Origin of the sequence: Arthrobacter terrae, assembly GCF_015708085.1 — a bacterium.
Classification (GTDB): Bacteria; Actinomycetota; Actinomycetes; order Actinomycetales; family Micrococcaceae; genus Arthrobacter_M; species Arthrobacter_M terrae.
Genome location: NZ_JADNYM010000005.1, coordinates 115442 through 128378, shown reverse-complemented (window position 1 = coordinate 128378; position 12937 = coordinate 115442). Strand labels below are relative to the sequence as shown.

The following is a 12937-nucleotide window of genomic DNA, read 5'->3' as shown; positions in this document are numbered from 1 at the left end:
GGGTTCTCCACTTCAGGTCTATACAACTTTTCTTGCTGATGAGCCTAATGTGTGCGGAGACCGGTCCGGTCCTCACCAGTATCAGGCCGCGGCGGCCAGCTCCGTGCCCTCCGACAAGATACCCGGCAGCGTCCGCAGGACCGCTTCCCGCTCCGGAGTGAGTCTGCCGTGCCGGTACTCCCGGCGCTGGACGGTCAACCAACTGAAAAGATCCTCATCCCAACTGCTTGGCAGCTCCCCGTTATGGGCTGTGGCGTACATTGTCAGATCCTCGAAGTTCCGTTGCCAGCGGAAGTCGACGGGGTTTGGACTGGAGATAACGGCTCTGAGCCGCGCGGCCCGGATGTCGTTCAGACGTGAACCTGCATGGAACGGCCCCTGGATCGGGTATGTGCCTTGGATGTAAGCCTGCAACCAGGACCAGGCTTTGCCGGAGGGCCGGTAACCGTGGTCGCGGACGAACTGTTCAGCCAGGGCGATGCGGTCATCAAATTTCTTCTCAGCAAAGGACGGGATGCCGGCAAGGATGGACTGGATTTCCTCGTGGCGGACGCGCAGACGCGGGCTCTTGCGGGAAGGGTCGCAGTAGACATTGTTGCTGATCCAGGCCCGGAGGCGGACCTCATGGTCGGGGACTCCCCGGCGGGAATACCTTGGCGCGTGACCGTGCACCTGTACGAAGGCGGCCAGCTCGGTAAGGACCTTGTCCTGATCAGGGTGCGTGTCCAGAGTCAGGGCGCCGGGGATGAGTGCGGCCCGTTCCCGGATGGCCGGCGGCAGTGTCCCGCGGCGCTCCCGCCGGCGCAGGGTTACGAAAAGGAAGTTTGCCAGGTACTTCTCCGCCGGGTCTGTGGCAGTGGCTTTAGGCAACCGGCGGTGCTCGTGCTGGAAGGCGTCCAGCATTTCCAGTGCCTGGGCCGCGGGCCGGCGGCGGGCAGCAGCCATTAGCGGACACCGCCCAGGGGTTGGGTGCGGTTAAAGAACAATGCGTCCGGGGTCCAGCCCCAACGATTGTTGCCTGGTTCCTGAGAGGCGAGGACGGAGTCGATGACCCCGGCTGCCGGGGCATGGTAGATGTTGGAGGACCAGGCGGCGTTGGCTTCAATGACAGACCAGTCACCATCGGCATCCTCGCCGACGTCGAGCGTGTAACCGGGCGGCTGGTCAGCACCCATCGCATCGACGACGTCTTGGGCGAACGCTGCAGCGCGGGAGGCGTCCGGTGCCTGTTCGCCGTTATAGGCATCCCAGGTGATGGTCGCCGTGCTGTCGTTGACGCCGGGTAGGGTCGCCAGGTAGAACGACGCAGCGGTCACCGTCCCGTGGGCGATGAAGCACCGGTATTCACGGGTGTAGCGCATCGGTGCGGAGCCGACGAAGTGAAGCTCATCGACGTGGTCGGCGGTGGCGAAGACGTTACGGACGTGCCGCTGAAAGGTGTCCTCAGTCAGGTAAAGGCCGGCGGGGATGTCCCCGTGTTTATGCTCGGCAAGTTTGTAGAACATCTTTCCCTCACCCCGGTAAGGCATGCGTCCGATGGTTCCGGCCCAGACGTCACGGCGCAGGAATTCGGCTGGAACACGGGTCAGCCAGTCAGGACCGGCGGAGAGGAACGGGTGCTGCACTCCTGCTTTGAGCAGCCGAAGCGCCCACGCACCGGAGCACCAGAGCGCGGTCCTGCCATCGAGCACCGGCGCATCCAGTCCGAGGATCTGATCGATGCCGATGGTACCGGCGGCCCGAAGATCATCGGCCAGCCAGCGGGCGCTGGTGACAACAGTGAGGTGGTCATGGCTCACAGCTGTTCCTCCTTCCGTGCGAGGGTCTTACCGGAGCGGCGTGCTCTGCGGCGCAGGATGGGTTTCTGGTCCCCGGTGTGGCAGTAGATGCATCCGCCATTGGCTGACTCAGGGGATCGTTTGTCTGAATGCGGCCGACCACGGCGGTCCCGTTTCGTACCGCTCATGACCAGCGGCGGGCGATGACGTCCGGAATCTCATGACCTCCAGCGACGGAGCGCCATGGGCCTTCACCGAGGTAGGTCATCAGTTCGAACTCGATGCCCGGTCGGGCGGCGAGGACACGTTCGGCATAGCGGAGCGCCCCGTCTTCGGTGGACCAGACGGAAATGCCGCCGATGGCTGCGGAATACGAAGACAGAAGGGCACCCCAGACCTGGGTTGTCTCAAGGGTCAGGCGGGGCGCTGCAGCGCGGCGGGGGTGGGTCATTGTGGTCATGGCCACTATGTGTGCGGAGATCGCGGATCCTCTCCCCGTCGCGGCGGCAGGTTTTGCAGAAGATGCGGCAACCGGCTCTGGAGAATTGGCGCCTCGAGCCCTAAAGCACTTCCGGTCCGCGTCTGTTGGCGATCTTGCTAATGACAGCCTGTGCCTTCCTGCCCGGGCTTTGTACATCCGCCAGTCCGTGCTCGGCGGCTGCCGCACCGCTGTCAAAGAGCGGCACATTGGTGGTGTAGTCGAGGCAGCCGAGATCCAGGCTCCCGCGCATGAGCCCCAGGCGCACAGCGAGCATGTCACCGGGCTCGGACCTATGGCCCAGCCAGCCGGAGCATACGCAGCCGTCCTGCTGGTGACACATGAAGATGGATGCAGTTTTCTGCTCATGAATCTCACCGTCGTAGCCGGGAAGCTTCTGGTACTCAGACCCATCCCAGACACCCGAGGGCACATTCTTCCGGTACGGGCAGGAGGCACACGGGCTCTTCCGTGGCTTCGCCGGATCAGGCCCGCTCGTGATTGCCGAGTTTACATCGGCACCGAACTGGCTTCGAATTGCTGGCTGCATGGCTTCCATCGGTCTCCCTGCGGGCAAGTCTCAGGCCGCGTTCGAGTACGGGACGCGGGGTTTGTGCCTCGGCCGCGCCGGAATGTGAGCCACCTGGGGAACTGGGATTTCTCTTTCTTCAAGACGGCACTCATATGCCGCGTTGACGGTGTTCCAGGTAGTCCGGTACAGGACGGAGCACAGCCAGAAGAAAATGGCGCTGGCCAGGAGCCAGGAGGCGTAGTTCAGGAGCAGGGCAGTGATCATCATGCCCCTCATGTGTGCGGGAACTTACTCTGCCGTCACCGGTTGGCTCCGATGCGTAGGTGGGGAAACATTGATCAACCTCCCGGGCCTGCGTGCCGGAAGCGTAGGATCGTTCGATCAGCCAACGGCATGTCCGACCCACACTTATCAGCCGTATACTTTTATCGAAGCAATGTTCATATGTGAACAATCTTTGGGGGAGTGGTTCGAATACGAGAGGTGTGAAGGCTGATGGGCGTCATGGTCGTATCCGCCCTGGATCTGGACGGCCTGAACCTGCAGGGACCGCTGTGTTCTCCGGTTGCAGTGCCCGCTGGTTTCCCGTCCCCGGCCCAGGACTACTTCACCGGCCGGATCGACCTGAACAAGCACCTGATCCGCGACATCACCTGCACCTTTTTGGTCCGGGTCTCCGGGCACTCCATGGACGGCGCCGGTATTGCCGACGGGGATGAACTCGTCGTGGACCGGTCTCTCACCCCGGCTGACGGTAACGTCGTCGTAGCGATCATTGACGGGGAGTTGACTGTCAAGCGTCTGCGCCTCGAGCATGGCCGGGTCCGGTTGGCGGCCGAGAACCCCGAATACCCGGACGTTGTAATTTGTGAGCTATCCGAGCTGAGCATCTGGGGCGTCGTTACCCGCTGCCTGCACCACGTCTGATCTGCGCCATGCCTGAAATGGGGGCCGGCAAGGTCGAGCGGTTTGCCCTCGTCGACGTGAACTCGTTCTACGTCTCGTGTGAGCGCGCCTTCGATCCGAGCCTTGAATTGAAACCGGTCGTCGTACTTTCCAATAATGACGGCTGCGTGGTGGCCCGGTCCAACGAGGCCAAGGCGTTGGGCATCGAAAACGGGGATCCCTGGTTCAAACTCGCAGCCGACGCCAAGCGCACCGGACTCATCCAGCGCAGCTCCAACTACGAGCTGTACGGCGATCTGTCGAGCAGAGTGATGGAGCTCCTGGGACGGTATTCGTTCTCCCAGGAGGTCTACTCCATTGATGAATCCTGGCTGGTCCTTCGAGGAACCCCGGAGGAGCTGGTCAGGACCGGTGCTGAGATCAAAGCAGCCGTCGCCCTTCATACAGGCCTGCCGGTCTGTGTGGGCATCGCCCCGACCAAGACATTGGCCAAGTTCGTGAACCGGGTTGCCAAGCAGAACCCGGCACTGCGCGGCGTCTGCTCCTGGGATACGCTGCCGTCCGCCCACGCCGAGGCCATCATGTCCCGGGTTCCGGTGACTGGGATCTGGGGGATCGCCGGCCGGCTCGGAAAGAAGCTGAACGCGTTGGGGATTTTCACGATCGCGGATCTGAAGGCTGCAGACCCGGTGGTCATGCGTAAAAAGTTCTCCGTCCTCATGCAGCGGACCATTATGGAGCTGAACGGAATCCCGTGCATCCCGCTGGAAACCGAGGTAGCGACGAAGCGGCAGCTGATCTTTTCGAGGTCGTTTTCAACCCCGGTGACTACGGCGGCCAGAATGCACGAAGTGATGGCAATTTACGCCCAACAGGCCGCGATCCGGCTTGCCAAAGACAGCCAGCAGGCAAGGCTGATCACCTGCTTTGCCGGCACCTCACATTTCAACGACAGGGCCGCGTCATTCCCCTCTGTGGCCGTCAAACTGCCGGCGCCGACCGCTGACCCGGTTCTGCTTACCAAGGCCGCCACAAGGGCCTGGAGGGCCGGATTGTGGATGGCGTCCCGTACGCCCGCGCCGGTGTCATGCTGACCGACCTGTCACCTGCCGGCGCCGCACCGCAGCTGGAGATTTTCACCACCGCACACGAGGAAAAGCACATCGGGGCGCTCCTGGGCGGGGTTATGGACAAGTACGGCACCGGCTCGATCGGCCTTGGCCGGGCCGGAATGACAGCGGCCCCGGACTGGGGTATGAAACGCCAGGCCATGTCCCCGCGGTACACCACCGAATGGGATGAATTACCGCTGGTGAAGTCGGGTTAAACTCGTCGTCGCCCGGTCCTTGATGCGCACCTCAGAGAGTGCGGACTGACGGTCACGGCCTGCGGGGAAGGGTCGGCTTAGAGGCCAAGGTCTTTTTCGGCGGTCACCCAGTTGGTGGCGATCGCTCTCTGCGCAGCGGCCAGTGCGACTTTATGCGAGCAGACCGCCTTGTTCAGCCGCGTCTCGATGGTGTCTTTCGGATTTGTGGTGCCCGGAGCGCCGGCACGGTTCGGTTCCGGCCACAGGTTGGACACCGCATTTGTTCCCCCGAGCTGGAGCGAGATGAGGTGATCGTATTCAGTGGACGCAGCTCGTTGCTGGCCGTACTGGGTCAGGCTCAGGGCCTTGGTCCTGTCGGTGTCAGAGGCCGGCGCCCGGACCGTGGTGGTGTAGCCGGACTTGCAGATCGTGGAAGCCAGATTGTCCTGGGTAACGTCCGGGTCGACGGCGCCGGGGGTGCAGGACGGGTCCGGCAGGAACAGCCCGGCAGTGGCGTCAACGGTGCGGACCGCGCATTGGCCGGCGCTTAGTTTAACGTCGATGGCGACTTTGTCGGGAGAGTGGATGGATTTCACACCCACAGAAGGCCCGTGCGCTGCGGATGTTTGCGCCGCGGCGTGGGATTTCTGCGAACTGGCGTAGAAGAAGCCGAAGACCACGAGGGCGACGACGATGAGTAAGGCAAACAGTGCGAGGCGGGTGCGTGAGAATGCCATGGTCCTCATGTGTACGGCGGGCAGGGAAAGCCTCCCCGGATGGAGAGTAAAACAGAGGACGCAGGCGCTTCCCCCTCAGTGTTTTTTATCCTGCGGCATGCTTCAAAACCGCCAGGCGCGCCGATCAGGTTCAGGTGGCGTCAAGTTCAGCGAGCAGACCGCTGTCCGAGACGTGGAAGGCGGTGCGCCACGGACGGCCGAGCGGGTCCGCCCCGGAGGGTACGGCGACACTGTCCAGGACGTGCTTGCCGTTCATGTACCGGGTCAGCTTGATGCCGATGCGCCCATCGGGCATGGCCTTCGCTGACTGGAAGTTCCCGGAGATAAGACGTCCGTTATGATCGGTGGAACCTGTTTGAATATGCAGGCTGTTCAATCGCGGGGAGAGGGTAAGAATGCTGTCGTTGGGGATATTACGGATCTGAATACTCATGGGTCCCATGTGTGCGGCAGCAACCGGGCGTGTCCCCGGGACAGCACTCGGCTCCGGTCTGAAACGGGGCCAAGCGAGGTCAGGGAAGGGTGGGCACTGCCGGCTCCGACTGCTGTGCCGTCGAGCAGGTTGCCAGCTTGAGGGCATTGCTCAGCCCTTCGGAGGTTCCGGTGACCGCTGGTGATGGGTCCGGATCCTTCGGGCAACGATCCGCCAAAGAATGCGGTAGCCGCCTCTGGGGTGGACGTGCGCGGTCCGACCAGACCAGACCAGACCAGATCGGACCAGATCGGACCAGACCAGATCGGACCAGACCAGATCGGACCAGACCAGATCGGACCAGATCGGGACATCGTCAGGGGATTTAAAGGTGACAGTGGTGCCGCCGGACCGGACCATTTAGCCGATGACGGTGCCGTATAGGACGGTGTACTGGGAGATCGGTCAGCTCTTCGGTGTGCACTGTGGAGCGGGGTGCCGCCGGGCACTACTCGGCGCGGCCCTTCCTCACACAGTCGGGGCAGAAGTCGTCGGTGTTGGAATGGGCCCAGCCGTCCTCCAGAACGCCTTCGATCTCATTGGTACCCGCTTCGAAGGAGGTACTTGTCTCTTCCGTCAGGTCGCAGCCATCACAGCTGATGGAAACCGTCATGGACATGTCAGATCTCATCCTTCGGCGGGAGCTCGTCCAAGATGCCGAGCAGGTAGTCATGCCGGGCAGCGTCGCGTTCCAGCTTGGCGACCCGGTCCTTCTTCTCCTGGAGGCTCGCCTCGAACGTGACCAGTTCCTCGCGGGCCTCAACCAAGCGTTGCAGGACGGCGGTCCGGTCTTTGGGGATATAGCGGATCAGGTACCGCTCGGCCGCGGAAGCCTTCCGGACGTCATCGCCGTGGAGTTCCAAATTGGATACCCGCATCCGGTTGATGACCTCATGGTCCGGGATGCGCTGGAGGGATGGGCCCTGCACCGGCGCCAGGTTGGTGGTCCTGATGACGGCGAACCCCTTGACCATCTCGACACCGGTGACGGCATGGAAGCTCACCTCATAAGGGATGCCGACCCACATCGGCGTCTCCGGCCCGGCCGGGTAGCGGTCAAGGAAGCCGTCGTGGCCGCGCCAGGTCTTGTCCGGTCCGGTCTCAACGAGGAAGTCGATGAGCTCGGCTGATGTAAGGTCCAGAGCTGCACGGGCAATAGTGGGTGTGATCGCCAAGCCGTCCACGAACGGCCGATGCCGGAACAGGACTCCGGGGTTGTCGGCCGGACCGAAGCCGACCAGCTTCACGATCGCGTCCTGCGGCACTGCGGCGAGGGCATCCAGAAGTCCCTGGAAAGTCAGTTGGGTCATCATGCACCTGATGTGTGCGGAAGGGCCGTTCCGGCTCTCCGAGACGGCCCTTCCTTTTGTCGGCCTGCGGGATTCGAACCCGGATCTCCGGGACTATTCCCGGTGTTCTGGAGCTTGCATGTCGGCGGTGCCGTGAGTGACTAGTATCCGGCCCTATGCCCTGCTTCGCCCGCACCTGATTTAACTATCAGCCGTTGGGTGCCGCCAGGGGAGGTGCCGGCGGCCGGTGGTGCTAAGTGTCCTATCAGGGAACGAGGCGGACGGTGCTTGCCAGCCACGGTAGTCCTGCAGGTCCCCGGTGACGTTCGGCGGTGATAGTGGGCAGTCCTATCCGTGAGCGCCCAACAGGTGGAGCCCGGCCCGGTAGTAGCGGAGTTCGTCAACGCCGGCACGGATGTCAGTCAGCGCCGTGTGATCGGACTTCTTCGCCGGCATGGCCTTCCAGTACCCGTAATCCCAGCGACGGACGAGTTCGCCGATGCCGGAAATGTCGATAACGCGGTAGTCCATTCCGCTTCGTGTGAGCGGGAAGAACTTTTCGATGACGTCGAAGTCGAACTTCACCGAGTTGCCGCCGATCACGATGCCGCGGTACTTCTCGCCGTCTTCCAGGATTTCACCTTTAGCCGGGAAGAACGGGGCGGCGAAGCTGTGGAGGATGTCATCGAATTGGCTGCGTGTGTACGCCGAGGCGTGAACCCGTTCGAGCAGACCCGTCGTGGTGTGCATGTTCAGCACGAAGTCCCCCATATGGGAAAGCTCTTCCTCTGTCGCTGTGAGGGCGATGCTTTGCAGTGTCGCGAGTTCGTTCAGCTGACCGTCAGTGATAATGGCTGCGCCTTCAAGCGGCACGGTGTTCGGGTTTGTCATTATGCCGGTGGTCTCAAAATCGAGCCATAGGATGTTGTCGGCGTTCCTGATGCTGGACATGTGGTCCTTCAATTAGTCGATGTAGGGGTTCGCGGAAAGGTCGGCCAGGCCATCCCAGTCACGCAGAGTTTCTGTGCCTGCGCGCCATGCGGCAGCCAATTCGGGGTCATCGTAAGGGCAATCGCTGGAGTCCACATCACCGAAGATGTCGGCGCTAATCTCGGCTCCGTCGATCCAGGCACTGGAAAGGGCTGCAGCATCGGCCAAGACGGTCAGGGTGTTTCCGGTGCGTGGACGTAACCGGAGCGGGCCAGGACCTCGGTGAGATCCTGCAGGGGCTCATATCCGCAGCCAGCCTCATGGCAGCCGCTGTACGGTGCGTCCATGGTTGATGCAGCGCAGTTGCAGCCGTCACAGATGTGGAGAAGATAGCCGTTGTCGATGATCATTCGGTTTACTTCGACCGGCTGCGGGGGCTTGGGCGTCGGGTAGCGCTTCAGCAGGGTTTCAAGGTCAGCTTTCGTTACGTGCCCAGATGCGTCAATCAGGGACTGCAGTTCTTCGTGCAGGGTAGGGAGCGGTTTGTCCCATCCATCGGTGAAGTGATCAGAGGTGCTCATAACTCTTATGTGTGCGGAGGCACCGGTCTTGCTCCCCGGTCCGGCTAATCGGTTGTGGCGGTCGGGTGGCGCAGATGGTCAGCTGCCTGGGACCAGCCGCGGGTGGTTTCATTCCATCGGGTCCGGTCCAGGGTGTTCCTGTGCGCTACCTCTTCGTCGAGTTTGCCCGCCAGCCGGAGACGTTCGTTGGCGACAGCGTCGGCCGTTTCTGCGACACCGGCCTGCTCCAGTACATCCGCGACATGGTAGGCATGTTCAGCCCAGATATTGTCTCCACCGACCAGGTCGGCGTGACCGGATTGGAACCCGCACCCCGCGGCCATGCAGTCGATAATGATGACACGCCCGTCGGCCACACTGGGCCGTCCCCAGTGCTCGATGAGGGTCCGGGCAACGAGGTGTTTTCCGGTCGCGCGTACCGGACGGTCGAGCAGGTTGTTGGCTGCGTTCGTGACCATCAAGCCTCCTTCGAGGCGGTCAGTTCGGTGAACGTGACACCGTAGCCCGTGGGAAGTTTCTGGCTGTAGTAGACATCCGGCTTGGCCGAGTTGGACTCGGCTCTACGGTCGCTGTCCGCTGCCTTCCAATAGCCGGGGCCGTCATTGTGGCACCCGTCCCAGTCGCGGCTCCATTGCGTTCCTTCGGCGTCCACCGCCTGGTAGGCGTCCCGGCACGGACTTTGAGGTCCGGAGCCGGACCATCCTTCCGTCCACAGGTCGCGAACCATTTTCGCCTCGACGATAGTGACGGCGAAGCGCGTCACAGGCACCACCGTATGAACGCACAGGAATTCGCACCGGGCTTCATAGGACTTGCCCCGCTCATCGAGGGTGATGACGGACCCTACCTCCAGCGTCCTGCCCGCACCCCGGCAGCGGACTTGATGGCGGCCACCAGTTCGGTGTGCGATACGCAGTCAGTCTGGATGCCGAGGCGTTCGGCCGCGCAGAGCACCGCATGCTCAAGCTTGACCAAGCGGGCACGATCACCGACACGGTCCACCGGGGGTGTGGCATGGATACGCACTTCGACGGCCGCGAACACTGCAGTGCTGCCCGGGTTCCGCTGCTGAATGTCGGCGTTCAGTGCCTCCAGGTCAGTCAGGCTCTCCCAGATGCAGATGTCGTGCCGCTGTGGGCTGGGCTTCGAAGACCAGCCGCCCGGACCGCGCATCATGAAGCCGGTAGCGGTACCTGCGCCGGATGCGAAACGATAGTGGAAGGACGAGACGGTGCCGACCGGTGGCTCCGTCTCAGGGACGAAATGCTCGAGGACTGGCGTAGAGGGTAAGGCTTTGGTTGTCATGCCACTCATGTGTGCGGATGGGTGGGTCCTTGTCTCCGAAGCACCCAAGGCTAGATGTGGCCGCCCTTGAAGTAATCCGTGCGGTCCTCCAGTTTCATGCTGATGTGGTCCCGGATGTACCTGGAGGTGCCTTCGGCCGTCCTGTCATCGAACACGCTGTAGTCCAAGGTGAGCACAGAATAATCCTGCCCGTCGACTCCTGGATACGGTAGGAGTACCTGTCCTGCCGGAACAGCCTCTTATGCGTCAGAGCTTTGATCTCAAAGACTTACTTTCCTACCGTTGCTATCTGAACGTCAGCACTGATCTGCCGGATGTCCATGTCGATCGGCTTCGGAAGACGTGGCCTGTAGCCATCAGCAGGACGCTTACCGAGGATCCAGTACGCAGTCACAACGGTCTTTCGGATCGGCAGCGAGAGACCTCCCGAGGCCATTACGATAAGGATCGCGAAAAGCACCCCGTATCCGAAACTTGCTACCGCTGCTGCCACCACCGGGTCATTTTCCGGGAGCCCAGAGAACCTAACCTTCACGAAGGGGACGGTAGTTTCCATGATGATCCAGGCAAGTGGGCCGAGCGACAGCAAAGCCCACACAGACACGGCGATCCATGAGTTCCGGGCGTAGTAGCGGCGCTTCTTATCCCACGCGGCCTGCTCCGGGGTGGGTTCCTCGGTCTTCTGGGTTGTCATTTTGTGCTCGTTTCTATCAGGGTTTTGGTACGCGCGCCGTGACCTCGGCGCGCTCATGGCGAATGACGATCTGGTTTACCGACATGTTCCGTTCCACTTCAATCCGTTTGCCGGCGAGGTCGATCTGGACGGAGCCGTCGGAGAGGACGGTCATCTGCAGGAGGTCTTCGACGGTGACCTGGGTGGAGCCGTCGAGTGACTCGACTTTGATGGCGGGGTGAGCCATAGTGATGCCTTTCGTTAGAGGCCGAGCTCGGCGCGGATCTGGTCGCGGAGTTCCGGGGCAACGTACGCGAGCCGCGGGTGGTAGGGCGCAACTGTGATGACGTTGGCCGAGTCGTCCCGCTCGACGTACACGTCCTTGCCGGCCAGGTGGATGGTGGCGAGGCCGTTAACGACGGTCATGCGGAAGAGGCCGTCAATAGTGACCGTCGTCGAATTGCCGGTTGTTTCGGTGGTGACGTGGTGCAGGGACATAGGTGTCTTTCGATAGGGGTGAGGGCTACTGGACTTCAAGTGTGCGGAAACAGCTAACGCCCTCCCCACAGAATGGGCAGAGCGTCAGCCTGCATACGGCTAGTACTACAGCCGCATTTATGGGTGTCCGCGGGCCTTGTAATGACAGTATCGTGCACGCTGTTGGTGTTTCCGCCGCCAGATTGAATGCTTCAGGATCGGCTCGGGGCGTAGCGGCCGGTACCAGACGAGCCGGACCAGCAGGCGTCTGATTTCCGGCAGGGAGAGCCGGATCAGTTCCCCGGCTCCGGTGGCAGGGCCCCTTTTTTAGAGCGGATGACGGTCAGGAAGGCGTGGGCGAACATGGAGAGGGTGATGTGGCGGTACCAGCCGGTGTATTGGCGCACCTGGTAGTGGTCCAGCCCGGTTTCGCCCTTGGAGGTTTGGAAGGTTTCCTCGATTGCCCAGCGGGCGCCGGCGATCCGGACCAGCTCAGCCAGCGAGACCCGGTTTGGGCCGTAGCAGATGTAGTAGGCCAGGTCGGTGGGGTCCTTCAGGGACCGGCGGCCCAGCAGCCAGTGTTCGCCGGTTTCGGCGGGACCGTTGATGCGGGTCCTTGCCCAGGAGTAACGGCGGTCGCCCTTGGTTCCGGCCCCCGCGGACCGGGACCGCCAGGCGTTGGCACGCAGGGAAGCGATGAGTTTATCGGCGCGCCATTGTTCCCCGATCCCGGCCGTTGGGGCGATGATGTTTTGGTTCATGGGAACGGCGAGCACGTAGTGCAAGCCCTTGGCTTCCAGGCGGCGGCGCAGTCCCGTGTGCTGGCCATAGACCGCGTCCCCGGTGGCCCAGCGGGCCGGGATCCCGGCCTCCAATGCCCTTTCGATCATGTCCGCGGCCAGCACCGGCTTCGTGGCGAATTCCCGGGTTTCGGGAATGCCGGCACTGGCGCACCGTTCCCGGTCATCGGCCCAGGTTTTGGGCAGGTAGAGTTCCCGGTCCAACAGAGTGCGCCCGGCCGGGGTGGAGTACGTCAGGAACACCCCGATCTGGCAGTTCTCCACCCGCCCCGCGGTGCCCGAGTACTGGCGTGCTACCCCGGCCGAGGCGGTGCCCTTCTTCAAAAATCCGGTCTCGTCAACGATCAGCACTCCGTCAGGGTCACCCAAGTGGCGGTTGACATAGCTGAACAGGTCATCCCGCACAGCATCCGGGTCCCAGTCGGTGGTGGAGAGCAGCCGCTGCATGCCGTCAGGGGTGCGGTGCCCGGCCCGTTCAGACAAGGTCCAGGAGTTTTTGCGTTCCTCATCCGTGAGCAGTCCACGCACGTACCCCACAGCATTCCGGCGGGGTTCGGAACGGGCGAAACGGTGTCCGATCAACTTATCAATTTCCGCCAGCCCCTCGGCCCACTGCTCTACATCTGTCACACAAATATCATCACTCATCAACAACGATTAACAGATCGCGGAC

General features: G+C 62.3%; 21 protein-coding genes and 1 pseudogene. 2 read left to right on the top strand and 20 right to left on the bottom strand.

Translation table 11 applies throughout. From position 1 onward, the window contains the following. Positions 1-81: 81 nt before the first annotated feature. The 5 genes from IV500_RS04925 to IV500_RS04905 form a co-directional block, all read right to left on the bottom strand. The gene (locus IV500_RS04925) at positions 82-945 is read right to left on the bottom strand and encodes a helicase associated domain-containing protein (protein ID WP_196395701.1); all 864 of its coding nucleotides are present in this window, start codon (positions 943-945) and stop codon (positions 82-84) included. Next, positions 945-1799: an ATP-grasp domain-containing protein gene (locus IV500_RS04920; protein ID WP_196395700.1), complete on the bottom strand. Its 855-nt coding sequence runs from the start codon at positions 1797-1799 to the stop codon at positions 945-947. Before IV500_RS04920 ends, IV500_RS04925 begins: the two co-directional genes overlap by 1 nt. 163 nt (positions 1800-1962) lie before the next feature. Next, positions 1963-2238, bottom strand: coding sequence for a hypothetical protein (locus tag IV500_RS04915; protein ID WP_230854504.1), 276 nt, complete (start codon positions 2236-2238; stop codon positions 1963-1965). A 100-nt stretch (positions 2239-2338) separates the two neighbouring features. Beyond that, positions 2339-2806, bottom strand: coding sequence for a DUF6283 family protein (locus IV500_RS04910; protein ID WP_230854502.1), 468 nt, complete (start codon positions 2804-2806; stop codon positions 2339-2341). 30 nt (positions 2807-2836) lie between these two features. Then, on the bottom strand, positions 2837-3055 hold the full coding sequence (locus IV500_RS04905) for a hypothetical protein (RefSeq protein ID WP_230854501.1): 219 nt from the start codon (positions 3053-3055) through the stop codon (positions 2837-2839). Between the two features lie 228 nt (positions 3056-3283). Between IV500_RS04905 and IV500_RS04900 the strand changes: the two genes are divergently transcribed. Both IV500_RS04900 and IV500_RS04895 read left to right on the top strand, forming a co-directional pair. Then, positions 3284-3715, top strand: coding sequence for a LexA family protein (locus IV500_RS04900; protein ID WP_196395698.1), 432 nt, complete (start codon positions 3284-3286; stop codon positions 3713-3715). Between the two features lie 17 nt (positions 3716-3732). Beyond that, positions 3733-5021: pseudogene (locus IV500_RS04895) on the top strand (Y-family DNA polymerase). Between the two features lie 77 nt (positions 5022-5098). Here the strand turns inward: IV500_RS04895 and IV500_RS04890 are convergent. From IV500_RS04890 to IV500_RS04825, 15 genes are all read right to left on the bottom strand, one after another. Then, positions 5099-5737, bottom strand: coding sequence for a hypothetical protein (locus IV500_RS04890; protein WP_196395697.1), 639 nt, complete (start codon positions 5735-5737; stop codon positions 5099-5101). A 130-nt stretch (positions 5738-5867) separates the two neighbouring features. After that, entirely contained in the window at positions 5868-6170 is a 303-nt protein-coding gene (locus IV500_RS04885; protein WP_196395696.1) for a hypothetical protein, read from the bottom strand. A 487-nt stretch (positions 6171-6657) separates the two neighbouring features. After that, the gene (locus tag IV500_RS04880) at positions 6658-6828 is read right to left on the bottom strand and encodes a hypothetical protein (RefSeq protein WP_196395695.1); all 171 of its coding nucleotides are present in this window, start codon (positions 6826-6828) and stop codon (positions 6658-6660) included. Between the two features lies 1 nt (position 6829). Continuing rightward, complete coding sequence (locus IV500_RS04875; protein ID WP_196395694.1) at positions 6830-7522, bottom strand: hypothetical protein; 693 nt, start codon at positions 7520-7522, stop codon at positions 6830-6832. Between the two features lie 324 nt (positions 7523-7846). After that, a complete protein-coding gene (orn, locus tag IV500_RS04870) occupies positions 7847-8449 on the bottom strand; it encodes an oligoribonuclease (RefSeq protein WP_196395693.1) in 603 nt (200 codons plus the stop codon). Positions 8450-8461: 12 nt separating this feature from the next. Continuing rightward, on the bottom strand, positions 8462-8656 hold the full coding sequence (locus IV500_RS04865; protein ID WP_196395692.1) for a hypothetical protein: 195 nt from the start codon (positions 8654-8656) through the stop codon (positions 8462-8464). Between the two features lie 5 nt (positions 8657-8661). Next, entirely contained in the window at positions 8662-9009 is a 348-nt protein-coding gene (locus IV500_RS04860) for a hypothetical protein (protein ID WP_196395691.1), read from the bottom strand. Between the two features lie 44 nt (positions 9010-9053). After that, the gene (locus tag IV500_RS04855) at positions 9054-9467 is read right to left on the bottom strand and encodes a hypothetical protein (RefSeq protein ID WP_196395690.1); all 414 of its coding nucleotides are present in this window, start codon (positions 9465-9467) and stop codon (positions 9054-9056) included. Next, positions 9467-9772 carry a hypothetical protein gene (locus IV500_RS04850; RefSeq protein WP_230854499.1) on the bottom strand — a complete coding sequence of 102 codons (306 nt, stop codon included), beginning with the start codon at positions 9770-9772 and terminating at the stop codon, positions 9467-9469. Before IV500_RS04850 ends, IV500_RS04855 begins: the two co-directional genes overlap by 1 nt. Positions 9773-9852: 80 nt before the next feature. Then, on the bottom strand, positions 9853-10314 hold the full coding sequence (locus IV500_RS04845; RefSeq protein WP_230854498.1) for a hypothetical protein: 462 nt from the start codon (positions 10312-10314) through the stop codon (positions 9853-9855). 50 nt (positions 10315-10364) lie between these two features. Then, positions 10365-10490 carry a hypothetical protein gene (locus IV500_RS21880; protein WP_281063986.1) on the bottom strand — a complete coding sequence of 42 codons (126 nt, stop codon included), beginning with the start codon at positions 10488-10490 and terminating at the stop codon, positions 10365-10367. Between the two features lie 92 nt (positions 10491-10582). Then, positions 10583-11008 carry a hypothetical protein gene (locus IV500_RS04840; RefSeq protein WP_196395688.1) on the bottom strand — a complete coding sequence of 142 codons (426 nt, stop codon included), beginning with the start codon at positions 11006-11008 and terminating at the stop codon, positions 10583-10585. A 16-nt stretch (positions 11009-11024) separates the two neighbouring features. Then, complete coding sequence (locus tag IV500_RS04835) at positions 11025-11234, bottom strand: hypothetical protein (RefSeq protein WP_196395687.1); 210 nt, start codon at positions 11232-11234, stop codon at positions 11025-11027. A 14-nt stretch (positions 11235-11248) separates the two neighbouring features. Continuing rightward, on the bottom strand, positions 11249-11485 hold the full coding sequence (locus tag IV500_RS04830) for a hypothetical protein (RefSeq protein WP_196395686.1): 237 nt from the start codon (positions 11483-11485) through the stop codon (positions 11249-11251). Positions 11486-11757: 272 nt separating this feature from the next. Beyond that, a complete protein-coding gene (locus IV500_RS04825; protein WP_376770184.1) occupies positions 11758-12912 on the bottom strand; it encodes an IS701 family transposase in 1155 nt (384 codons plus the stop codon). Positions 12913-12937: the final 25 nt, after the last annotated feature.

Bases quoted from the DNA above. Each gene is read 5' to 3' on its own strand.
- IV500_RS04905 (WP_230854501.1), bottom strand. From the start codon at position 3,055: ATGATGATCACTGCCCTGCTCCTGAACTACGCCTCCTGGCTCCTGGCC.
- IV500_RS04890 (WP_196395697.1), bottom strand. From the start codon at position 5,737: ATGGCATTCTCACGCACCCGCCTCGCACTGTTTGCCTTACTCATCGTC.
- IV500_RS04915 (WP_230854504.1), bottom strand. From the start codon at position 2,238: ATGACCACAATGACCCACCCCCGCCGCGCTGCAGCGCCCCGCCTGACC.
- IV500_RS04925 (WP_196395701.1), bottom strand. From the start codon at position 945: ATGGCTGCTGCCCGCCGCCGGCCCGCGGCCCAGGCACTGGAAATGCTG.
- IV500_RS04855 (WP_196395690.1), bottom strand. From the start codon at position 9,467: ATGGTCACGAACGCAGCCAACAACCTGCTCGACCGTCCGGTACGCGCG.
- IV500_RS04860 (WP_196395691.1), bottom strand. From the start codon at position 9,009: ATGAGCACCTCTGATCACTTCACCGATGGATGGGACAAACCGCTCCCT.
- orn (WP_196395693.1), bottom strand. From the start codon at position 8,449: ATGTCCAGCATCAGGAACGCCGACAACATCCTATGGCTCGATTTTGAG.
- IV500_RS04910 (WP_230854502.1), bottom strand. From the start codon at position 2,806: ATGCAGCCAGCAATTCGAAGCCAGTTCGGTGCCGATGTAAACTCGGCA.
- IV500_RS04900 (WP_196395698.1), top strand. From the start codon at position 3,284: ATGGGCGTCATGGTCGTATCCGCCCTGGATCTGGACGGCCTGAACCTG.
- IV500_RS04840 (WP_196395688.1), bottom strand. From the start codon at position 11,008: ATGACAACCCAGAAGACCGAGGAACCCACCCCGGAGCAGGCCGCGTGG.
- IV500_RS04885 (WP_196395696.1), bottom strand. From the start codon at position 6,170: ATGAGTATTCAGATCCGTAATATCCCCAACGACAGCATTCTTACCCTC.
- IV500_RS04880 (WP_196395695.1), bottom strand. From the start codon at position 6,828: ATGTCCATGACGGTTTCCATCAGCTGTGATGGCTGCGACCTGACGGAA.
- IV500_RS04845 (WP_230854498.1), bottom strand. From the start codon at position 10,314: ATGACAACCAAAGCCTTACCCTCTACGCCAGTCCTCGAGCATTTCGTC.
- IV500_RS04830 (WP_196395686.1), bottom strand. From the start codon at position 11,485: ATGTCCCTGCACCACGTCACCACCGAAACAACCGGCAATTCGACGACG.
- IV500_RS04875 (WP_196395694.1), bottom strand. From the start codon at position 7,522: ATGATGACCCAACTGACTTTCCAGGGACTTCTGGATGCCCTCGCCGCA.
- IV500_RS04825 (WP_376770184.1), bottom strand. From the start codon at position 12,912: ATGAGTGATGATATTTGTGTGACAGATGTAGAGCAGTGGGCCGAGGGG.
- IV500_RS04835 (WP_196395687.1), bottom strand. From the start codon at position 11,234: ATGGCTCACCCCGCCATCAAAGTCGAGTCACTCGACGGCTCCACCCAG.